This is a genomic window from Kitasatospora sp. NPDC001159 (assembly GCF_053598235.1).
This window is the reverse complement of the sequence record NZ_JBSFJV010000015.1, coordinates 22,344-42,920: the sequence shown is the minus strand read 5'-3', so window position 1 is coordinate 42,920 and position 20,577 is coordinate 22,344. Positions and strand designations below refer to the sequence as shown.

General features: G+C 73.3%; 21 protein-coding genes and 1 tRNA gene. 9 read left to right on the top strand and 13 right to left on the bottom strand.

Annotated features, from left to right (window positions below; genetic code table 11):
- Positions 1 to 123 precede the first annotated feature (123 nt).
- Genes ACWC9T_RS10635 through ACWC9T_RS10625 form a run of 3 tightly spaced genes read left to right on the top strand, consistent with a single transcriptional unit; the run spans position 124 to position 2,513 of the window.
- Entirely contained in the window at positions 124 to 1,449 is a 1,326-nt protein-coding gene (locus ACWC9T_RS10635; protein ID WP_449820678.1) for a cytochrome P450, read from the top strand.
- Positions 1,446 to 2,294 (top strand): class I SAM-dependent methyltransferase, encoded by an 849-nt coding sequence (locus tag ACWC9T_RS10630; protein ID WP_449820677.1) that lies wholly within the window; start codon positions 1,446 to 1,448, stop codon positions 2,292 to 2,294. The genes ACWC9T_RS10635 and ACWC9T_RS10630 overlap by 4 nt, the downstream gene beginning before the upstream one ends.
- Positions 2,295 to 2,327: 33 nt before the next feature.
- Complete coding sequence (locus ACWC9T_RS10625; protein WP_030289436.1) at positions 2,328 to 2,513, top strand: hypothetical protein; 186 nt, start codon at positions 2,328 to 2,330, stop codon at positions 2,511 to 2,513.
- Positions 2,514 to 2,624: 111 nt separating this feature from the next.
- On the opposite strand, the gene ACWC9T_RS10620 is transcribed toward ACWC9T_RS10625, so the two are convergent.
- Positions 2,625 to 4,631 carry a carbamoyltransferase C-terminal domain-containing protein gene (locus tag ACWC9T_RS10620; RefSeq protein WP_449820676.1) on the bottom strand — a complete coding sequence of 669 codons (2,007 nt, stop codon included), beginning with the start codon at positions 4,629 to 4,631 and terminating at the stop codon, positions 2,625 to 2,627.
- A 251-nt stretch (positions 4,632 to 4,882) separates the two neighbouring features.
- On the opposite strand from ACWC9T_RS10620, the gene ACWC9T_RS10615 reads away from it, so the two are divergent.
- Positions 4,883 to 5,026: a hypothetical protein gene (locus tag ACWC9T_RS10615; RefSeq protein WP_449820675.1), complete on the top strand. Its 144-nt coding sequence runs from the start codon at positions 4,883 to 4,885 to the stop codon at positions 5,024 to 5,026.
- 77 nt (positions 5,027 to 5,103) lie between these two features.
- Here ACWC9T_RS10615 and ACWC9T_RS10610 read toward each other — a convergent pair whose 3' ends face one another.
- From ACWC9T_RS10610 to ACWC9T_RS10595, 4 genes are all read right to left on the bottom strand, one after another.
- Positions 5,104 to 5,613 (bottom strand): F0F1 ATP synthase subunit B family protein, encoded by a 510-nt coding sequence (locus tag ACWC9T_RS10610; protein ID WP_449820674.1) that lies wholly within the window; start codon positions 5,611 to 5,613, stop codon positions 5,104 to 5,106.
- A gap of 692 nt (positions 5,614 to 6,305) precedes the next feature.
- On the bottom strand, positions 6,306 to 6,500 hold the full coding sequence (locus ACWC9T_RS10605; RefSeq protein ID WP_449820673.1) for a hypothetical protein: 195 nt from the start codon (positions 6,498 to 6,500) through the stop codon (positions 6,306 to 6,308).
- Between the two features lie 1,279 nt (positions 6,501 to 7,779).
- Positions 7,780 to 7,852 (bottom strand) — tRNA-Lys (locus ACWC9T_RS10600).
- A gap of 58 nt (positions 7,853 to 7,910) precedes the next feature.
- Entirely contained in the window at positions 7,911 to 8,663 is a 753-nt protein-coding gene (locus ACWC9T_RS10595; RefSeq protein ID WP_449820672.1) for a nucleotidyltransferase domain-containing protein, read from the bottom strand.
- Between the two features lie 133 nt (positions 8,664 to 8,796).
- Here ACWC9T_RS10595 and ACWC9T_RS10590 point away from each other — a divergent pair, with 133 nt between their 5' ends.
- The 3 genes from ACWC9T_RS10590 to ACWC9T_RS10580 all read left to right on the top strand — a co-directional run bounded on the left by ACWC9T_RS10590 (position 8,797) and on the right by ACWC9T_RS10580 (position 11,623).
- Complete coding sequence (locus ACWC9T_RS10590) at positions 8,797 to 10,026, top strand: DNA glycosylase AlkZ-like family protein (protein ID WP_449820671.1); 1,230 nt, start codon at positions 8,797 to 8,799, stop codon at positions 10,024 to 10,026.
- 22 nt (positions 10,027 to 10,048) lie between these two features.
- A complete protein-coding gene (locus ACWC9T_RS10585) occupies positions 10,049 to 10,810 on the top strand; it encodes an SDR family oxidoreductase (RefSeq protein WP_449820670.1) in 762 nt (253 codons plus the stop codon).
- 117 nt (positions 10,811 to 10,927) lie between these two features.
- Complete coding sequence (locus tag ACWC9T_RS10580) at positions 10,928 to 11,623, top strand: tyrosine-protein phosphatase (RefSeq protein ID WP_449820669.1); 696 nt, start codon at positions 10,928 to 10,930, stop codon at positions 11,621 to 11,623.
- Between the two features lie 17 nt (positions 11,624 to 11,640).
- Here the strand turns inward: ACWC9T_RS10580 and ACWC9T_RS10575 are convergent, their stop codons facing one another.
- Both ACWC9T_RS10575 and ACWC9T_RS10570 read right to left on the bottom strand, forming a co-directional pair.
- A complete protein-coding gene (locus tag ACWC9T_RS10575; protein WP_449820668.1) occupies positions 11,641 to 12,111 on the bottom strand; it encodes an RICIN domain-containing protein in 471 nt (156 codons plus the stop codon).
- Between the two features lie 16 nt (positions 12,112 to 12,127).
- Positions 12,128 to 13,222, bottom strand: coding sequence for a low temperature requirement protein A (locus ACWC9T_RS10570; protein ID WP_449820667.1), 1,095 nt, complete (start codon positions 13,220 to 13,222; stop codon positions 12,128 to 12,130).
- 169 nt (positions 13,223 to 13,391) lie between these two features.
- On the opposite strand from ACWC9T_RS10570, the gene ACWC9T_RS10565 reads away from it, so the two are divergent.
- Both ACWC9T_RS10565 and ACWC9T_RS10560 read left to right on the top strand, forming a co-directional pair.
- Entirely contained in the window at positions 13,392 to 14,534 is a 1,143-nt protein-coding gene (locus ACWC9T_RS10565; RefSeq protein WP_449820666.1) for a hypothetical protein, read from the top strand.
- Positions 14,535 to 14,609: 75 nt separating this feature from the next.
- The gene (locus tag ACWC9T_RS10560) at positions 14,610 to 14,945 is read left to right on the top strand and encodes a hypothetical protein (protein ID WP_449820665.1); all 336 of its coding nucleotides are present in this window, start codon (positions 14,610 to 14,612) and stop codon (positions 14,943 to 14,945) included.
- 1 nt (position 14,946) lies between these two features.
- Here ACWC9T_RS10560 and ACWC9T_RS10555 read toward each other — a convergent pair whose 3' ends face one another.
- The 6 genes from ACWC9T_RS10555 to crcB (ACWC9T_RS10530) form a co-directional block, all read right to left on the bottom strand.
- Positions 14,947 to 15,795 carry a TIGR02452 family protein gene (locus ACWC9T_RS10555; protein ID WP_449820664.1) on the bottom strand — a complete coding sequence of 283 codons (849 nt, stop codon included), beginning with the start codon at positions 15,793 to 15,795 and terminating at the stop codon, positions 14,947 to 14,949.
- A 201-nt stretch (positions 15,796 to 15,996) separates the two neighbouring features.
- Positions 15,997 to 18,261: a DEAD/DEAH box helicase gene (locus ACWC9T_RS10550; protein WP_449820663.1), complete on the bottom strand. Its 2,265-nt coding sequence runs from the start codon at positions 18,259 to 18,261 to the stop codon at positions 15,997 to 15,999.
- A 194-nt stretch (positions 18,262 to 18,455) separates the two neighbouring features.
- On the bottom strand, positions 18,456 to 19,172 hold the full coding sequence (locus tag ACWC9T_RS10545) for a hypothetical protein (protein ID WP_449820662.1): 717 nt from the start codon (positions 19,170 to 19,172) through the stop codon (positions 18,456 to 18,458).
- 153 nt (positions 19,173 to 19,325) lie between these two features.
- A complete protein-coding gene (gene crcB, locus ACWC9T_RS10540; RefSeq protein ID WP_449820661.1) occupies positions 19,326 to 19,700 on the bottom strand; it encodes a fluoride efflux transporter CrcB in 375 nt (124 codons plus the stop codon).
- Positions 19,697 to 20,059 carry a DUF190 domain-containing protein gene (locus ACWC9T_RS10535; RefSeq protein WP_449820660.1) on the bottom strand — a complete coding sequence of 121 codons (363 nt, stop codon included), beginning with the start codon at positions 20,057 to 20,059 and terminating at the stop codon, positions 19,697 to 19,699. Before ACWC9T_RS10535 ends, crcB (ACWC9T_RS10540) begins: the two co-directional genes overlap by 4 nt.
- Positions 20,056 to 20,565, bottom strand: a complete 510-nt coding sequence (crcB, locus tag ACWC9T_RS10530) for a fluoride efflux transporter CrcB (protein WP_449820659.1) — start codon at positions 20,563 to 20,565, stop codon at positions 20,056 to 20,058. Before crcB (ACWC9T_RS10530) ends, ACWC9T_RS10535 begins: the two co-directional genes overlap by 4 nt.
- Positions 20,566 to 20,577: the final 12 nt, after the last annotated feature.

The window sequence follows — 20,577 nt, the reverse complement described above, 5'->3', positions numbered from 1 at the left end:
TACGTATCGGAATACGCATCCGAATACGTACCGGGAAATGCGTACGTAAGCATTCGACGGGCGCGTACGTATTCCGGAAGTCCCGGGTGAGCATCGAGAGGAATCACGGGGGTGGTCCGCACCGTGCCTACGCACACCGTCCCGCCAGGCCCTGCCGACGACGTCGACATGGCGCTGATGAGGGAGTCGCCGCTCGACTTCATCACCGGCCTGGCCCGCACCTACGGCGACGTCACCCGTCACCGGGCCGACGGCGACACCGTCTACCTGCTCAACCGCCCCGAGTACGCCAGGCACGTACTGAAGGACAACGGCGCCAACTACACCAAGGAGGGCACCCCGGACGACGCCATGCTGCGCCCGCTGCTCGGCAACGGGCTGCTGACCAGCAACGGCGCCGACTGGGCCCGCCAGCGGCACCTCACCGCGCCCGCGTTCCGCCCCAGCGCGGTACGCACCTTCGACCGGATCGTCACCGACGCCACCGCCGGGATGCTGGAGCGCTGGCGCCCGTCCGTCGAGTCCGGCGCCCCGCTGGAGGTGGACCAGCACCTCACCGCACTGACCCTGGGCATCCTCACCCACGCCATCCTCGGCACCGACATCGACGGCATCGGCGAGGGCTTCGGCCGCGCGGTGGACGCCGTCAACCGCTGCATCGGCCACTACGTACCGAACCCGGACCCCGACCCGGCCGACACCGCCCGCCGGTACGCCGACTTCGGCCGCGCCCGGGTCTTCCTCAACACCGTCACCCGCACCCTGATCGCCTCCCGGCGCGCGGGCGGCAGCGGCGGGGCCGGCGGCAACCTGCTGGACACCATGATGTCCAGCGACCACCTGGTCTCCGACGAGGACCTGCGCGACCAGGTGCTGACCATCGTGATGGCCGGCCACGAGACCACCGCCAAGTCCCTGACCTGGACGCTCTACCTGCTCGACCGCCACCCCGAGGAGCTGGCCAAGGTCCGCGAGGAGGTCGACCGCGTGCTCGGCGGCCGCCCGCCGACCGCCGCCGACCTCCAGGACCTCCCGGCCTGCCGGCGGGCAATCCAGGAGGCGATGCGGCTCTACCCGCCGGTCTGGCTGATCTCCCGCCGGGCCGCCGGCCCCGACGTCATCGGCGGGTACGAGGTCGAGCCCGGCACCCTGGTCTGCGTCAGCCAGTGGGTGCTGCACCGCCACCCCGACTACTGGGACCGGCCGGACGCGTACCGACCGGACCGCTTCGACGGCGCCGACCTCCCCAGCCACCTCTACCTGCCGTTCGGCGGCGGCGACCGGATCTGCGTCGGGCAGCACTTCGCGATGCTGGAGGCCGTCCTGGTGCTCGCCTCCCTGCTCCAGTCGGTCCGGCTGGAACTGGTCGAGGGCTTCCCGGTCGAACCCGAGGCCCTGGTCACCCTCCGCCCCAAGCACGGCATGACGATGATCGCGAGGCCCCGATGAGCACAGCTGTACGTCCTGTCGGCGGGTCCTACGACCCCGCCCGCACCACCGGCGGCGGCCTGACCGCCGAGCTCGACAGGCTGGAGGCGCAGGCCGCGCTCTCCTTCCCCGAGGAACTGCGCATCCTGCGCGAGCTGGGCATGGACGGCGGCACCGTGCTCGAACTCGGTGCCGGGCCGGGCGCGGTGACCCGACGGCTGCGCGCCGCGCTGCCCGCCGGCACCACCCTGGTCGCCGCCGACATCGACGGCGAACTGCTCGCCCACGCGGCCGGGCCCGACGTGACCCTGCTGGTCGCCGACGGCGCCGACCTGCCGCTGCCGGACGCCAGCGTGGACTTCGTCCTGCTCCGCTACGTCCTCCAGCACGTCCCCGACCCCGTCGCGGTGCTCGCCGAGGTCCGCCGGGTGCTGCGCCCCGGCGGCCGGGTCGCCTGCACCGAGGTCGACTCCGCGCTGTGGGGCGCCGCCGAGCCCTCGTACCCCGAACTCGCGGGCGTGCACGCCAAGATGGCCGCCGCCCAGCGCGCCGACGGCGGTGACCGCTCGATCGGGCGCCGACTCCCCCGGTTGCTGCGCGCGGCCGGTTTCGAGGAGGTCGTGCTGCGCCCGTTCGCCACCACCAACGACGACCACCCCACCGACGCCTTCGCCCCGCAGCTGGGCCCGCAGCGGCTGGAGCCGCTGGTGGCCCGGGGCCTCCTCTCCCTGGCCGAGCTCGCCCTCGCCGCGGACCGCTGGAACCGCTTCCGGTCGGACCCCGACGCCTGGGTGATGCTGCTCGGCCTCACCGCCGCCGCGACCGCACCCGCGGGCCGCGGACCGCAGGAAACCGCAACCGCCTGACGGCAGCACCCCTCCCGGAAAGGAAACACCTTCATGCACCCCAAGGTGAAGATCTTCATCACCATCTTCTGCTACATCAGCGCCGTCGCCGGCCTGGTCACCGCCGTGATGGACGCCAGCCAGAAGCCCGCCGACACCACCTCCGCGGTGGTCGCCGGCGTGCTGGGCGTGGCCTTCCTGCTGGGCGGCCTGGCACTGACCCGGAAGCCGCGCTACTGACGGTGGTGTCGACGCCCGGTGACTTAGCAGCGACAACGGGTCGGGGGGTAAGGCTTCGAAAGCCTTACCCCCCGACCCGTTCCGTCCCGGATCCCGCTTGTCGGATCCCGCCTACCGGCTCTTGCGCAGCGGGTTGATCACCCCGAACGCCCCGGTCAGCGTGGACGGGTCGACGAAGGAGCCGCCCGGCCCGTGGGTCCGGCGGAAGTTGTCGACCAGCCCGGCGAACGACGGGTCCACCTTCGCCCGGTACGCGGCCAGCATGTTGACCCGCTCCGGTGTGGAGAGCTCCTGCTCGGCGCGCATCTGGTGGCTGCGCGACAGGTGGTACATGCCCTCGACGGTGTAGCCGGCGTCCAGCCAGCCCTGCCACAGCGCGTCGCGGTCCGCCTCCTGCCCGGCGAAGTACTCCAGGGCGCGCGGTCGCGGCTCGGTCGGTGCCGCGACGGCCGGCACCGGCTCGGACCGCAGCTCGACCCGGCGCCCGCACAGGTAGAGCACCGAAACTCCCTTGCGGACACAGAAATTGAGCGCCTGCGCGGCCTGGTCGACGACCGCCTCGGCCTTGTCGTTGAGCGAGGTGTTGCACAGGATCGGCACCCCGGTCGCGGCCCGGAAGGCGTTCAGCGCCCGGTGCAGCGACGGGTTGGACCCGGCGGTGACGGTCTGGTGCCGGGCCGAACCGTCCAGGTGGACGATCGCGGGCACCAACTCCCGTACCTCCGGCCGGACCTGGACCGCCTCCAGCATGTACGGCGACTCACGGTCGGAGGCGAACCACTCGCCCGCGTGCTCGGCCATCACCATCGGTGCGACCGGCCGCCACCACTGGCGCCGCTTGTACTCGTTCAGCAGGTCCTTGACCTTCTGCGAGCGCGGGTCGCCGAGCAGGCTGCGGTGGCCCAGCGCGCGCGGCCCGAGCTCGGCCCGGCCGTCCACCCAGGCGATCACGCCGTCCGAGACATCGGCGACGAAGCGCTCGTCCTCGAAGTCCGTCACCGAGACGATCCACGGCGCGAACTCGGCCAGCGCCTCCTCGACGTCCAGGACGTCCCGGCCGTAGTACGGCGAGACGATCCGCAGTTCGGCCTCCTCCAGCGCACCGGCCCCGTACAGGCCGAGCAGGCCGAGGCCGATGCCCTGGCCGGAGTCGTTGGCGCACGGCGGGGTGGCCAGGCCCCTGAAACCGAAGCGGTCCATCAGCAGGGTGTTGGTCGGGCAGTTGAGCGCGTAGCCGCCGGTGGTGGCGAGGTGGGTGTCCTCGGCGCGGATGCCGCCGACCTCCAGCAGCCGCTCCACGTTGCGGATCGCGACGCCCTCGCAGCAGCGCTGGATGACCTTCATCACCGCGCTGCGCAGGTGGTCCTCGCGGCTGAGGGTGCCGTCCAGCTCCACGTCCGCGAGCTGCTGCTCGGCGGCGTCCACCACCGAGCGCACCAGGTCGTGCGCGGCCTTCCAGGGCTGGGTCGCGGAGCCGCCGAAGAAGGTGACGTCGGCGATCGCGGCCTCGGCGTCGAACTCGATCGCGGCGGTCGAGGCCGAGGCGAGCGCCATCAGCGAGCCGGGCTCCAGCCCGAACACGGTCTCGGCCGCGGTGTACAGCGGGCCGGGCGACTCCACCGGCTCGAAGGTGATCCGGCCCTGCTTCACCACGCAGCCGGCGTACCAGTAGGTGTTGGGGCGGCTCTCCTGGGCGTAGTCGGGCAGCGCGTCGATCCCCAGACCGATGATCTGCCCGGTGCGGAACAGCGGGACGTCCCGCAGCACGCCGCTGAACAGGTGCGCCAGGCTGTGCAGCGGGAACTCCTCCGCGCCGGCCGGCTTCGGCACCGGCTGCGCCTTCGGCAGGCCCGGCGTGCCCCAGGTGGCGGTGATGTCGCCGAGGGTCAGCCCCTCCTCGGCCAGCAGCGCCGACAGGAAGGCCTCGGCCCGGCCCTCGGTGTAGAGCGGCCAGAAATGGTGCTTCTGCCCGCTGACCCGCTCCAGTTCCCAGACCCGGACCAGTTCGACGTCGCCCCCTTCGCGGCGCCACAGCGCGACATTCTGGTCGTGCCGGACCGAGAAGACCGCACCCGGCCCCGGCGGCGTGAGATAGGCGGAAAGGAAATGCTCGGCCACGGTTACCTCTTTTTCCTCGGTCTGCCAGGTTCTGTCAGGACGAGGTATTTCCGGCCCGTACGCGGGGGGATTTCCCGCACCCCGCCAGGGCCGGCCGCCTGCCCCCGGCGCCAGCGACTACCCGGTCATTCGACCACGCGTGCGGACGCCCGGTACATACTGAAATCCCCGTTTACGCACGTCCCGGCCGCCCGCATACGCATGCGCAGCGGGGCCGGGGCGGGGGCGGGTCGCGTGATCCGACGGCGCTTTTGACAACCTACTTCGCCGTCCTCGACCACCACACCCACGCCCGCGCCACCAAGGCCCCGGCCCCCACCCCGGCCCCCACCCCGGCCCCGGCCCCGGCCCAGCGCACCCCCGCCCTCGCCACCGCCCTCGCCACCGAGAGCTGACCGCGAACGGATCGGGCCCCGTCGGTGGCTGTACCACTGACCGGGGCCCGATCCGCCGGGAGGACACCTGCGGGGCCTCAGGCGCGCGCGCCCGCCTTCGCGTCGTGCTCGGCGAAGAACTCGTCGGCGATCGCCCGCGTGCGCGGCAGCTCGGCGACCGGCTCGCCGACGACCCGGCCCGCGAGCTCGCCGGCCAGCCGGACCACGTCCTCCCGCAGCTCGGCCTCGGCCAGCACCCGGCCGGCCTCCAGCTGGACCTTGGCCTCCGCCAGCATCCGGTCCCGCAGCTCCTGCCCCTCGGCCCGCAGCTGCGCGATCAGCGCCGCCCCCTCCTCGGTCGCGGTCTGCCGGATCAGCGCCGCCTCGTGCCGGGCCGCGGCGAGTTCCGCCTGGAACTCCTCGTACACGCGCTGGGCCTCCGCCCGCGCCTCCTCAGCCCGCTCGACACCACCCTCGGTGGCATCCCGGCGCTCGGCCAGGGTCTTCTCGATGCGCGGCAGCAGCAGCGCCCCGAGAACCCCGAATATCAGAAAGAAACAGACAAGTCCGACGACGAGCTGGGCAGTATCTGGCTTCAAAGGTCCCATGGCATCAAGATAGTTGAGTCCCAGTCACCCAACTCCGCCGGGTACCCGGCTGCCCCGGAAACGACGAAAGGGCGCCCTCCCCGATGGGAGAACGCCCAGGTCGGACGTTGCTGCCGCAGGGTCCGCTCACGCATCGCTCACACAGCTCGGCTCTGGCCGAGCGTCTGAACCACACCATCCTGGCCAGGCAGGGCACGAAACTGCTGCGGCTGAGTGACAAGGGTGCGGCTCCCCGAGGATGTTCACGATGTGATGAGTCGACTCCTCTTAACTTCTTCTGACACCCGACTGTGTCTCCCAGCAGGCGGTTGCCTGCGTCCGCCGCCCATGGAGGTCATTGGATGAATCTTCGACCGTGGGTCGCAGCGTCGCTGGCAGGTGCGGCTATCGCCCTTGCGTCTGCGCCTACGGGCGTCGCCGCGCAGACGCCCACACGGCACGCGTCCGGCTTCCCGTGGCTCCAGGAAAGGGAAGGGGACGAGGAAGGGGAAAGGGAAGGGGAAGGGGAAGGACGCCACCATCACCACAATCCCTGGCGCCACTGCTTCAGTCCCCGCCGTGTCGTACTCATCGACCGAAACTTCAGGGCGATTCTGACCAACAGCCGGCGCGGGCCGGAGGCTCTCGTTCTCCAGGGGTCCCCGTCATCCTCGTCCGCGCCGCCGGAAGCACCATGGAACAACTTCACTGTTTCAACGTATATGGACGTGAATTATCCCACCCAGACCAGCAACCAGTACGAGTTCAAGATTCATGGCTTTTTCAGGGAGCACCCGGTCTTCGTGGTGAAGGCCTTCGACCGCCACGAGCGAGTCTTCCCCTTCCCCGCCGCCCACTGCGTCGACGGCTGGGACGACGACCACCACGACGGCGACCGCGGCGACCATGCCCGTCCGCACGATGGTGAAGCTGCCGACGGGGGTGGCCCGTCCGGCGCCCCGTCGCCCCAGGAAGGGGACCACCATCAAAACGGCCAGCCTGCGCCGGAGGCTCTCGCCTCCGGGGGCACCAACCTCCCTCTTCCGCCTGATGATCCGGCTGCCGGTAGGAGCGCTGGTCGTCTGAGCGCGAAGCGCATCGGGATCGCGGCTGGCAGCTCGCTGCTGGTTCTCGGAGTGCTGGCTACGGCCTGGCTTCGCCGACGTCGTCGGCAGCGTGCCGCTCGGCCGGAACAGGAACCGGCAGCACCTTCGGCCCCTGACGTCACATCGCATCAGGAGCCTGATGCGCCGCCAGCCCAGCCGTACCAATAGCGAACGGCCGGCCTCCCCGGGGAGGCCGGCCCGGACTCCCCGGGACGGTGCCGCATCCATGCAGCACCGTCCCGCGGCCCACGTGGCCGCCGGCCAGGCGAGAACGTGGTCCTCCCGGCGGAACTGTCAGGAGGAACTGCTGCTTTCGGCAGCGTCCGGCGTGGCCGAGGAACTCGGGCGGGGGTCGTGGGGACAGATCCAGGCAGGGTTCTTGACCCCGTAGCTCAGGCCCCACTCCCTGTCACAGCCGCCCCAGTATGCTCCCACCCACCCGCAGTAGGGGCCGCCGTAGCTGTGACAGGGGCGCACTGAATCCTGCGGGCCCGGATTCGTGGAGAGTGCCCAGGACGATTCGGCCTTGCTCCACGAGGTGCCGGAGGCGCTGACCATGCGGACCCGCGTGGCATCGGACCCGTGGGACATCCGGCCCATGAAGAAGAGGGGCAGGCCAAAGGCTGAGGCGGAAGCCGCCACCGTTGCAGCAACGAGAGCGCAGCGGGTCAGGCGCATGACTTTTCCTCCTGGCTTTGTGGTCTGTGGCGGGTGTGGACGAACTCTGCGCACGAGCGCCGCCGCTGTGAGCACCGGAGTTGAACGTATGGTCTGGAAAACCCGCCGGCAGCCAGCGAACCGCCAATCAGGCGGCCTTGCTCCGGTTCTTCACTCGAAGGGTCTCGTCCCTTGAGACTCCACGATCACGCTCACGTCCGACACGGACACCAGCCTCCTCCCGGAGATCGACCGGGAGGTGTCCGAGGCCGCCGCACGACTGGTTCCCGGGCCCGTCAGACGGCAGTCGGCGGAACCGTCGGGCTTCACCTGCCCCCGGGAAAGCGAAAACGCCCCGACCGGCAAAACCGAGTCGGGGCGCTGAGTCGCAGGTCAGCGGGGGTAAGACCACCTCCGGGAAGAGTGGGCCACCAGGGGCTCGAACCCTGAACCTACGGATTAAAAGTCCGCAGCTCTGCCAATTGAGCTAGTGGCCCGCGGCCCTTGGTCCCGACTGGATCCCGGGGGTCCCGGGTGGGGAGGGCCACGGCGATCCTACCCGGTGGGGCCCAGGGCTCCGCCAGTGGATTGGGTGGGCGCGCCGGGTTCGTGGGGCGGGGCTTGAGGCGGGGTGTAGTGGGCGGCGCGGACCCGGCGCAGCCACGCTTCGGCGGGGCGCGGGTCGGGGGCGTCGGGCAGGACGCCCGGGCGGGCGAGGCGTTCGGCGGCGTCGGCGAGCAGGGGTTCGGCGGTCTCGGGGCGGTCGGCGATGCGTTCGCCGAGGTCACGGACGCGCTCGGGGTCGGGCAGCCGGATCAGGTGGTGGCCGGTCTCGTGCAGCCGGACGGCCTGTTCGACCAGCCGGACCAGGTGCCGGGCGTGCTTGGCGGCCCGGCGGCGGGTGACCGGGTCGCCGGTGTCGCGGGTCAGCAGCTTGCGGAACTGCTGGTCGGCGTAACCGAGATAGGCCTTGCGGACGGCCGGGCCGCTGAGGAAGGTCGAGCGGATCCCGATCAGTTCGCGACCGAGCGGGGTGGCGGTCTCGTACAGGTCCTCCGGCAGCCAGACGAGTTCGGAGGCGGTCGGGTTGCAGGACAGCGCCAGCCGGCACCACTTGGCGGCCTCGTGCAGGGTGACGTCCGGCGCGGTGGTGACGTGCGACTCGGCCGGGCGGTGCAGGCCGTGCAACTCCTCGGTGGGGGTGGCGAACAGGCCCAGCCGGTCGAGGTCGGAGCCGGCGTGGGCGAAGCCGTACGCGGTGGAGCCGACGATGCCGGACAGCAGGACGGTGCCGGGGGCGGAGAGCATGCGAAGGCTCCTCTCGAACGGACGGGCGGTACCGCCTGAGGTGTGCGAGCGGGTACCGCATCCTCTCCGGAGCGGGCCGCGCCGGGCGAGCGAATTCCGGTCCGGCGTCCGCCCGTCCGCCGATACTGGCCCCATGGAGCACGATCCGGAGCGCGGTCCCCGCGCGGAGAACCAGCCGGTGGGCCTCGGGAAGTTGCGGGCCTGGTGGTCGCACCGGCAGTGGCTGGACCGCCCGCGCACCGGGGCGTCCGCCGCCGAGGTGCTGGCCGCCACCGGCTGGGCCCGCTCGGTGGGCGGCGCGGCCCCGTACCTGGGCCTGTTCGCCCGGGCCGGGCTCGGGCGGGCGGCGGTGGACGCGGCGGTGGCCGCCCTGGAGGTGCACGAGCTGCCGTCCGCACGCGGCTGTACGTACGTGCTGCCGGCCGCCGACTTCGCGCTCGGCCTGGCGGTCGGCGCGGCCGCCCCGGCGGGTGAACTGGCCGCCGCGGAGAAGCACCTGGGGGTCAGCCGGGACGAGATCGAGCAGCTCTGCCTGGCCGTCGAGCGGGTGCTGACCGAGGGCGGGCCGCTGGACCCGACGACGATCCGGGAGGCGGTCGGCGACGCCGTCCGGCCGCTCGGCGAGGCGGGCCGGAAGCGTGGTGTGGCGACCACCCTGCCGTTCGCCCTAGGGCTGATGCAGTCGCGCGGCCGGATCCGCCGGGTGCCGGTCAACGGCCGCCTGGACCAGCAGCGTTACAGCTACGTCGGCTGGGACCAGCCGGTCCGCGGGGACGCCGTCGACCTCGCCCGCCGCTACTTCTCCTGGGCCGGCCCGGCCACCCTCAAACACTTCCGCTGGTTCTCCGGCTTCTCCGCCGCCACCGCCAGACGGGCCGTCGCCGAGGCCGGACTGGTCCCGCTCGCGCCCGGCTCGGAACTCCTGCTGCCGCCCGAACTCGCCGAGGAGTTCGCCGAGTTCAAGGCACCGACCGAACCGCACTACACCCTGCTGGCCGGCATCGACGGCATCCACCTGCTGCACCGCGACCTGTCCCGGCTGCTCGACCCGGCCGACGCCGCCCGCCGGCTGCCGGCCGGCAGGGCCGGGCGCACCTTCGGCGGTGAGACCGACCCGCAGACCCACCTGGTGCTCGACCGCGGCCGGATCGTCGGCCTGTGGGAGTACGACACCGAGCGGGCCGAGATCGTCCACCAGCTGTTCGTCCCGCCCGACGACGCGCTGCGCGGGGCGCTGGCCCGGACCGAGGCCTTCGTCCGGGACGAACTCGGCGACGCCCGCGGCTTCAGCCTGGACTCGCCGAGGAGCCGCGCACCGAAGATCGCGGCGCTGCGGGCGACGTCGCCGGGTGTCCGCGGCTGACTCTCCGGGTAGCCTACGGACCATGTCGACCACCAGCACCGACGAAGTCCTGATCGTCACCGGCGCCGGCCGCGGCATCGGCGCCGCCACCGCCCTGCTGGCCGCCCGCCGCGGCTACCGGGTCTGCGTCAACTACCGTGCGGACGAAGCCTCGGTCACCGCCGTGGTGGACGCGATCCGGGCCGAGGGCGGCACCGCTCTCGCCGTCCGGGCCGACGTCAGCCGCACCGCCGAGGTGGAGCGGCTGTTCACCACCGTGGACACCGAACTCGGCGAGCTCACCGGGCTGGTGAACAACGCGGGCACGCTGGAGAAGCAGTGCCGGCTGGAGGAGATCGACGAGGAGCGGCTGAACCGGATCTGGGCCGCCAACATCACCGGCCCGTTCCTCTGCGCCGCCCAGGCCGTCCGCCGGATGTCCACCCGCTACGGCGGGCGCGGCGGCGCGATCGTCAACGTCGGCTCGGCCGCCTCCCGGATCGGCTCGCCGAACGAGTACGTCGACTACGCGGCCGCCAAGGGCGCGGTGGACTCGATGACCCGCGGACTCGCGCTGGAGGTCGCGGCCGAGGGCATCCGGGTCAACACCGTCCGTCCGGGCCTGATCCACACCGACATCCACGCGCTCGGCGGCGAGCCGGGCCGGGTCGACCGGGTCGCGCCGGGCCTGCCGATGCAGCGCGGCGGACGGCCGGAGGAGGTCGCCGAGGCGATCCTCTTCCTGCTCTCCCCGGCCGCCTCGTACACCACGGGCGCGTTCCTGGAGGTCTCCGGCGGGCGCTGAGGCCCCCGCCGGGGCGCCGGGTTCCCCGGGGGGCCGCGTTCCCCGGGGCGGGGCTTCAGCGGACCGCCCCCTCCGGTTTCCTTCCGCCGGTCCGTCCGCGCCCGTACGGTGTAGGCCATGACCGACGCCTTCATCGACATCGCCGGTGTGCGCAACTTCCGTGACGCGGGCGGGATCGGCGCCCTCCGCCGGGGTGTGCTGTACCGCTCCGGGTCCTTCCACACGCTCACCGAGGAGGGCGCCCGGAAGCTCAAGGACCTCGGCCTGCGGACGGTGATCGACCTACGCAGCCCGTTCGAGCTGGAGGTCTGGCCGGACCAGCGGCACGGCCTCGACCACGAGTCCCTCAACCTGCCGACCCTGCCCGCCAACCGCGAGGACGTCGACCGGCCCTGGCCCGAGGACCAGGCCGCCCTCTACACCTTCATGCCGGAGACCGCCGGGCCCTCGCTCACCGCGGTCATCCGCCGCCTGGCCGCCCCGGAGGCGCTGCCGGTGGTCGTGCACTGCGCGGTCGGCAAGGACCGCACCGGCCTCACCGTCGCCGTCCTGCAGTCCCTGCTGGGCGCCTCCGACGCCGACATCACCGCCGACTTCCTGCGCTCCAACGTCGGCCTCGGCCTGGACAGGGGCCCCGTCCCGTACATCGACGAGACCGGCACCGAGCGGGTCTCCCGCCCGATCAGCGCCGAACTCATCGCCTCCTCCCTCGGCTGGATCCGCACCCACCACGGCACCGTCCCGGCCTACCTGCAAACCCACGGCGTCACCGAGGCCGAACTGGACGCCCTGCACGCCAACCTCTCGGCCTGACGGCGGCGAGGACTCCGCTACTGGCGCTCGAAGCGCCACCACTGGGTCGGCGCGTCGACGTCCTCCCACTGCTGGACGCCCGCGTCCGGCTCCGCCGAGACGGTCAGCGGCTTGCCGCTGATGAAGCTGGTGACGGTGTACGTCCCCGGCGCGTCGACGTGGGCCTCCAGCAGCCACTCCTGGGCGCCGAAGGCGTTGGCGGACCACTGCTGGACCGGGACTCCGTCGTCCGGGGAGGCGCCGGTGACGTCCAGGCGCTTGCCGCTGGCGGCGTTCTCGATGTGGAACAGCGCGCCACCCGGATGGACGGCGGTGAGCTGCCAGAGCTGGGTGTCGGAGCCGTCGTCCGCGCCCACCCGGATGCGGGCGCCGCTGCGCCGGGAGGCCCCGGCGACCTCCAGCAGCAGACCGCCGCCGACGTTGCGGATCCGGTAGCGGCCGTCGGTGATCGCGGGGTCGGCCGCGCTGTCGGTCGCGCGGCCAGTCACTCGGTCAGTCGCTCGGTCAGTCATGTCCGAAGTCTCCCACCGGGCGCCGACAGGCGGCCTCGTGTCCGAATACAGCCGCCAGCACCGCCACCACGGCACCCACCTGGGCCGGCGCCGAGACGTCGGTGCCCAGCGGGACGGTCGCCGCGACCGCGACCGCGCCGAGCAGCCGGGGCAGGTTGGGGCCCAGGTCGAAGAAGCGGCGCACGGCCGTGTTCACCACCAGGTACAGCGTGACGCCCCCGGCCAGCGCGCAGGCCTGCGGGAGGGTCATCGCGGCGCCGGGGTGGGCGGCCGCCGACTTCACCCCGGCGGCGAACAGCAACACGCCGAGCAGCAGCCCGAAGTGGCCGAGGTAGTAGACGGTGACGGCGGCCCGGTTGCGGTCGGCGGAGGGCAGCGCGGCCATGTGGTGCTCGGCGCGCGCATCGTCGTCGTGCCCGAAGTACGCCCACCAGAGCCCGACGCAGACGGTCAGGCTGAGCAGCGCGACCGCGATCAGCGCGGGCCCGAGCCCGGTCGTCCCGGTGCCGGCCCCGATGGCGATCACCGACTCGCCGAAGGCGATGATCACGATCAGCCCGTGGCGCTCCACGAAGTGGTCCGCGCGCAGCCGGAACTCGGGCAGCCGGTCCACCTTCGGGGTGACGAACTGCATCGCGAAGGCCGCTACCCAGAAGCCGAGTTGGACCGTCCCGGTGAGATAGCCGCCGACCACCACCAGCGCGGCGACGACCAGGTTGGACGCGCCCATCCGCAGCACCGCGGCGGGCGTCACCCCGGCGGCGATGAACATCCCGGTGTGCAGGGCGACCACCAGCAGGTACGCCCAGCCGAAGGCGGCACCGCTGCCCTCGAAGGCGTGCGGCACGGACAGCGCGATCACCAGGAAGGCGCCCATCGCGAGCATCAGCAGCCCGCGCCGCCCGTGGGTGCGCGGCGGCATCGCGTTGGTCAGCCATATGAAGGCGTCGTACATCCACCAGATCACCCCGAGCATCACCAGCACCTGGGCGAAGCCGTCGAGGGTGAGGTGGTGGACCAGGCTGCCGGTGAGCTGGGTGATGGTGAAGACGAAGACGAGGTCCAGGAAGAGTTCCAGCGGCGCCACCTTCAGGGCCGGCTCGGCAGCTTCATGGGGTACATGGGCCTCGGGTGCCCCATGGACACCGCGAGCATCAGGAGAAACGGGGGACGCGGTCACCGCGCGAGTATCCGTCATCGTCGCCGAGCGCGCGGGCGTTTCCGGTGGACGGGCTCCGCCGCCTATGCTGCGGCAAATGTCCACCGAGCAGAATCCAGAGCTGAACCCCGCGCAGAACGCGGATCAGACCGTCAGTCAGTTCCCGTCGCAGCGTCAGCAGACCACCCTCCTCGATGCGGTGGCCGAGCTGGAGGCGGTGGTCGAGGCCGGGGCCGACGAGGACTTCGGCCCCGCCCTGGGCCTGGTCGGCGGGCTGTTCGGCCCGGCCGAGCCAGCCGAGCGGCAGGCCGCCGGGCCCCGGCTGGCCGCGCTGCTCCCGGACGCCCCGCCGTTCCCCCGGGCGCACCTGGCGATGGTGGTGGGTGCCTGCGTGGAGTACGGCGCCGACCCGGTGGCCTGCGCCGGCCCGGTGCTGGCCGGCCTGCGCGGGGCGCTGACCGGCGCCCAGCGGCTGGTCGAGCGCTGGGCGCAGACCGGCGGCGGCCCGCTGCCGGACTGGGATGAGGACGATCCGGCCGAGGCACACGCCCGGATCGAGGACCCGGCGCACCTCGACGAGTGGCACGCGCACCTGGCCGTGATCGCCTGGTGGACGCTGCACCTGTGGCAGCGGGCCGCCTGGGCGGTCTACTCCCACGCCCCGGTCCGGGCCGAGGCCCGCGCCTCCGGCGTCACCGAGGTGCTGCTGGAGCTGGCCGGCCGGTACGAGGGCGAGCAGCACGACCTCAAGGGCCTCACCTACCTGGCGCAGATGCTCGACGACGAGCCGCTGCTGGTGCTCGACCGCCCCACCGGCACCGGCTACCTGCTGCGGATGAGCGGCCTGAGCGACACCTTCCAGCTGCACACCCTGCTCGCCGACGTGCTGATCGGCGGCGGCCACCTGCCCGGCGCCCCGCAGGACCCGGAGGTGGTGGCGCTGGCCCGGACCGAGTTCCTGGACGGCCGCCGGCTGATCGCGACCGGCGCCTTCAACCTGGTCGCGCCGGACGGCTCCTGGCTCTGGAACGAGGGGACACCCGCCGACATCCCGGTGCTGGACGGCGTGCGCACCCTGGTGCTGGAGCCGCTGCCGTACGAGCGCAGCTGGTCGGCCGGGCGGTTCATCCAGGAGGTCCCGGGCGACCTGCGGCTGGAGCGGGTGCTCGACCCGGCGGAGGCGGCGCGGCTGCTGGCCCGGATGGTGCCGGGGATGTCCGTGGTGGGGGCGTTCGGGTAGGAGGCACCGGACGGCCGCGCTGTTCGCCGGGTTATGGTCGGAATCCGGTGCACGCCCCAAGGAGTGGAGTCGACGATGGCGAAGGTCCCGAACGCGCTCGCGGCCGCCGCGCCCGCCGCGCTGACCGCGGCGAGCGGTCTGGTCGGCGGTTACGGCGTCGCCCGCTGGAGCGGCCGGCGTGAGCTGGGTGGCGCCGTGCTGGCGGTGGCCGGTGCCGGCGCGGCCGCGCAGTGGCGCCGGAGCGCGGGCACGGCCACCGCGGCGGCGCTGACCGGCCTGTACGTGGCGGCCTTCGGCGGCTCGCACCCGCTGGCGAAGCGGATCGGCGCCTGGCCGTCCGTCTTCGCCGTCACGGGTGTGGTCGCGGCCGCCTCCACGGCCGCGACGGTGCTGGCCACCCGCAAGCGGTAGCTCAGGAGGGCACGGAGGGCACCACTGCCGCGCCGAACCGGGCCTCGAAGGCGGCCCGGTTCGCCGAGACCGGTGAGCGGTCCCAGACCGCGAACACCACCTGGTCGAAGGCGGCCCCGTACCGCTTCAGCGCGCCCTCGAAGGCATCGGCGACCTCCGCCGGGTCGTTGCGGAACACCCCGCAGCCCCAGGCGCCGAGCACCAGGGCGCGGACCTCGTGCCGGGCCGCCGCCGCGAGCACCCGGACGGCCCGCTCGGCGAGCACGCCGCGGACGTTCGTCCCGGGCGAACGCCGTTCCAGCTGACCGGCGTTGGGCGCGGGCGAGGTCAGGAAAGTGACCGGGTACGGCCGGGCCAGCAGGGCGCCGCGCCCGTCCCGGATCACCGGGACCCCCGGCGAGACGATCACCCGGTGGCTGTACCGCAGGTCGGTCGAGGCCCGGTGCGCCTCGTAGTAGTCGGGCGCCTCCAGCAGGCAGGAGTACAGCAGCGCGCTGCGGCACAGGTCCTCCTCCTGGGCGCGGGCGCCGCGCAGGTAGCCGCCGCCGGGATTGCGCGCGGAGGCGAAGTTCAGCACCCCGACCGGCCCGGCGCCGGCCGCGACCAGCCGCCGGGCGGCCTGGATGCTCCCCTCGGCCGTCACCTCGATCCGCCCGGACGCCGGCCCCGGCCCCGGTTCGGCGGAGACGAGCAGCCTGTCCAGTGCCTGCGGCGCGTACGACACCGTGCCGGCCTTCGCCGCCGTCAACTGCTCCCCCACCTGCACGAGTTCGCCCCCGGCCGTCCGGTAGCTCCCCCGCTCGGCGATCTCCTCGTTCACCCGTGCCACTTCATGCAGTCTGCTGCTCATGGTCGTGACGCTACGGGACTACCGCCATGCCGCGCCACAGGTTATTCTCACTTCCAGAACAACACCTCGGGGGGGCGCACACGCAGAGGTGTTGGGGGGGTATCGGGGGAACGCGAAGGGCCCGCTCCGGGGGACGGAGCGGGCCCTTCGTGTGTTCAGGTCAGTCAGCCCGACCGGCGGTCAACCACCGGCCGTACGACATCAGTTCTTCCAGCGCGGCTTGCGGTCGTCGCGGTTGAAGCCGCCGCGGTCACGGTCGCCGAAGCCGCCGCGGTCACGGTTGAAGCCACCGCGGTCGGCCTGCGGACGGCCGCCGGAGCGGTGGTCGTCGCGGCGCGAGAACGGACGGCTGCTGCCGCCGCGCTCGTCGCGGTCCCGGCCGAAGGACGGGCGGTCACCGAAGGAGCGGGCCGGACGGTCGCCGAAGGATCGGCCGCCGCGGTCGTCACGGTCCCGGTTGAAGCCGCCGGAACGACGCTCGTCACGGTCGAAACCGCCCGAGCGACGGTCATCACGGTCACGGCCGGCGAAGCCGCCCGAACGACGGTCGTCACGGTCCCGGTTGAAGCCGCCGGAACGACGCTCGTCACGGTCGAAACCGCCCGAGCGACGGTCATCACGGTCACGGCCGGCGAAGCCGCCCGAACGACGGTCGTCACGGTCCCGGTTGAAGCCGCCCGAACGACGCTCGTCACGGTCGAAACCGCCCGAGCGACGGTCATCACGGTCACGGCCGGCGAAGCCGCCCGAACGACGGTCGTCACGGTCCCGGTTGAAGCCGCCCGAACGACGCTCGTCACGGTCCCGGTCCCGGTCGCGGTCCCGGTCACGCGCGAAGGCCGGACGCTCGGTGCGCGCCTCGCGGTACGACGGGGTGCGCTCCTCCGTCTGCGGCGCGGCCGCGGCGGGGGCGGCCTCAGCGGCGGCCGGGGTCTCGGGGGCGGCCTGCTCGCCCGCCTCGTCGGCGGCCGGGGCCTCGTCCTCGATGCCCAGCTCGGCCCGCTCGCGCGCCGCACGGGCGGCCAGGCGGTCGGCCTCCTCGCGCAGCTCGGTGGCGCGGCGCTGCGCGCGCTCCAGCTGGCGGGTCATGTCGGCGAGCTCGCGCTCGGCGGCACCGGCGATGTTGGCGGCGCTCTCGGCCTGCACCTCGGTGAGCGAGCGGGCGCCGGTGATCCGGGCGACCTCGGCGTCGAAGGCGTGGTCCAGGATGTGGCGGCTGGCGTCGACGCCCGCGTCCTCCATCAGGCGGAAGACGCCACGGCGCTGGTGCGGCAGCACCAGGGTGACGACAGCGCCGGAGCGCCCGGCCCGCGCGGTGCGACCGGAGCGGTGCAGGTAGTCCTTGTGGTCGCCGGCCGGGTCCACGTTGAGGACCAGGTCGATGCCGTCGACGTGGATGCCGCGGGCGGCGACGTCGGTGGCGACGACGACGTTGACGTAGCCGTCCTTGAAGTCCCCGAGGACGCGGGTGCGGGCGCCCTGGGTCATGCCGCCGTGCAGCGCGTCGGCCTTCACGCCGGCCTCGATCAGCTGCTCGGCGACGCGGTCGGCGCCCATCTGGGTGCGGACGAAGATGATCGTGCGGCCCTTGCGGGCGGCGATCGCGTTGGTGATCGGCGCCTTGTCCTTGGGCTTCACCACGAGGATGTGGTGGGTCATGGTGGTGACCGCGCCAGCCGACGGGTCGACCTCGTGGGTGACCGGGCTCTTCAGGTAGCGCTTGACCAGGGTGTCGATCTCGTTCTCCAGGGTGGCGGAGAACAGCAGGCGCTGGCCGCCGGCCGGCACCTGGTCGAGGATCTCGGTGACCTCGGGCAGGAAGCCCATGTCGGCCATCTGGTCGGCCTCGTCGAGCACGACGGTCTGGACGTCGGCCAGCTTGGCCGAGCCGCGGTTGATCAGGTCGCGCAGGCGGCCCGGGGTGGCGACCAGAATGTCGACGCCGCGCTCCAGCGCGTAGATCTGGTTCGACATCGAGGTGCCGCCGCAGACGACCTTGAGCTTGAGCCCGAGCACCGAGCCGAACGGCTCCAGGGCGTCGGCCACCTGCATGGCCAGCTCACGGGTCGGGACGAGGATCAGGCCGCGCGGGTGCTTGGGCTTGGTGCGCTCGCCGTCGGCGAGGCGGGTCAGCAGCGGCAGGCCAAAGCTGAGGGTCTTGCCGGAGCCGGTACGGCCACGGCCCAGTACGTCCTTGCCGGCCAGGGCGTCCGGGATGGTCGCGGCCTGGATCGGGAACGGGGTGGTGACGCCGCGCTTGGCGAGGGCGCGCACGACGTCGTCGTGCAGGCCCAGGTCGCCGAAGGTGACGGTGGGCTCGACGACCTCCTCGGCCTCGACGGCGTCGGTGTTCAGCTCGACGTCGGCGGCCTCGACGGCTTCGGTGGTGGGGGCGGTGGTGTCGGTGACATCGGCGGCGGACTCGCTCGCAGGCATGGCGAAGCGGGCGTCGTCAACGAGAGACATGCAAAACCTTCCGGAAGTGGCACGCGCCAAAGTCCGGGGTTCTGTTTCACAACCGCCTCTATGCGGTCAGCCACGGATCGCCGGAACGCGCCAAGGGCGCCGATGGGAATGGGGCGCCAGTCAAATGAATCAAACGAACGATCTACCACCATAGAGGACCCGAGGGATCGGAGGCAAATGCCCTGGCCAGACCGCTACTGCCCACCCGCACGGGGGCTCGGGGCCGAGGAACCGGAGCTTCCCGAGGAGGGCTGGGGGCCCGGCGGGACGGTCGCGGCTGGCGTGGTGTGTCCCGGCTCGGGGGAGCTGGACGGGCGGCTGCTCGGGGTGGCCGACGGGGTCCCGGCCGAGCCGCCGGAGCGGCCCTCGCCGGTGCCGCCCGTACCGCCGGGGCCCGCGGTGCCGCCGGTACCGGTCGAGGTGCCGCCGCCCGGGTGTGGCGCGGGGCTCTGATTCCCGCCCCCCGTCGAGCTGTTGGCGCCCGGCGCGTTCTCGGGAGTGCCCGCCCCCGGCACCGGGACCACGCCGGCGACCGCGCCGTTCGCACCGGGCGCGACCTCGCCCGCCATGGTGGCCGTGGCCCCCACGGGCGCGTTCTCCGACTGCAGGCCCCCCTGGCGCTCCGGGCGCCCCGAGGCCCCACCCGGGTGCCCGGCGGTCGGCGAGGCCGAGGGCCCGCCCGTCGCGCCCGGCTTGCCCGCCGGACCGGCCTGCCCGACCGGTGCCACCCCGCCGTGCTTCTCCTCCGCCGCCGGACCGACCGACATGCAGCCGGTCAGCCCCAGCCCGGCCACCGCCAGCACCGCCGCCGCCCGTACCGCGCGCGACCGCCGGACCGCCGGCTCCCGTGTCTCCCGCACCGGCGCGGCCACCCGCACCCGCACCGCCCGCACCGCCCGCACCGAAGCCACCGAGCTCCCTCTCTGCCACCCCACCCGGGCCGCCCACTGGCGCGCGGCCGCTCTTTCGGTGCCCAACGCGCGCCGGGTACGGCGGGACACGGGCCGCAGGGCAGTTCCCGGCGCCTCCCGATCACCCCCGGGCCGGGGCCCGGCCGGGCCCGCTCAGCCCCAGAGCGCCGAGGCCAGCTCCGCGCCCGCGTACACCGCGGTCAGACCGGCCGCCAGGCTGCCGGCCACGTTCGCCACCGCGTACCGCCCGGCGCCGGACTCGGCCAGCCGCAGGGTCTCGTACGAGAAGGTCGAGTAGGTGGTCAGCGCCCCGCAGAAGCCCGTCCCGACCAGCAGCTGGACGTGCGAGGAGGCCGCCCCGGCCGCCACCGCGCCGGTCAGCAGGCCGAGCACCAGGCAGCCGAACACGTTCACCGTGAAGGTGCCCCACGGGAACACCGAGTCGTGCCGGGACTGCACCGCCCGGTCGGTCAGGTACCGCAGCGGCGCGCCGACCACCGCGCCCGCCACCACCAGCAGCCAGTTCACTCCGTTCCCCCGCCCCGGCCAGCCCTACGGCCCGTGTACCGGACGACCTCGCAGTGGTCCAGCACCACCAGCCCCTCGGCCACCAGCTCCTCCAGCTGCGGCAGGAACGCCCGCACCCGCTCCTCCTCGTCCACGATCACCACCGCCACCGGCAGGTCCTCGCTCAGCGACAGCAGCCGCGCCGTGTGCACCAGCGACGAGGCGCCGAACCCCTCGATCCCCCGAAACACGCTCGCCCCGGCCAGCCCGGCCGCCCGCGCCCGGTGCACGATCTCGCTGTACAGCGGGCGGTGGTGCCACGTGTCGCTCTCGCCCACCAGCACGGTCAGCCGCAGCGCCGGCCCGCTCAGCCGGCTCACCGGACACCCCCGACACGGACCGGACGGCGGATCAGACGCCGGGTCAGCACCGCCGCCGCCCACACCGCGCCGAGCGCGCCCAGCAGGGTCAGCCCCAGGTACGCCAGCCCGGGCCCGAACCGCCCCGCCTCCAGCAGCCGGCGGATGTCCACCGAGTAGGTCGAGAAGGTGGTGAACCCGCCCAGCACCCCGGTGCCGAAGAACGGCCGCAGCAGCGGATGCGCCGGCCGCCCCTCGGTGATCGCCACCAGGAACACCCCGATCACCGCGCAGCCGACCACGTTGATCAGCAGCGTCGTCCACGGGAACGCCGTCGGCCCGGTCTCCCAGCCGAGCCCGGCCGCGTACCGCGCCACCGCCCCGATCGCGCCGCCCACCGCGACCACCGCCACCGCCGGCCCCTGCCCGCGCGGCACCGGCGGACGACCGCGCACCGCCGCGGGCGGCGGACCGGTCCGCGCCGGCCCCTCCGCGGTGTCGTCCAACGCATCCTCCGAGGTCGCCATAGCCCCATCAAA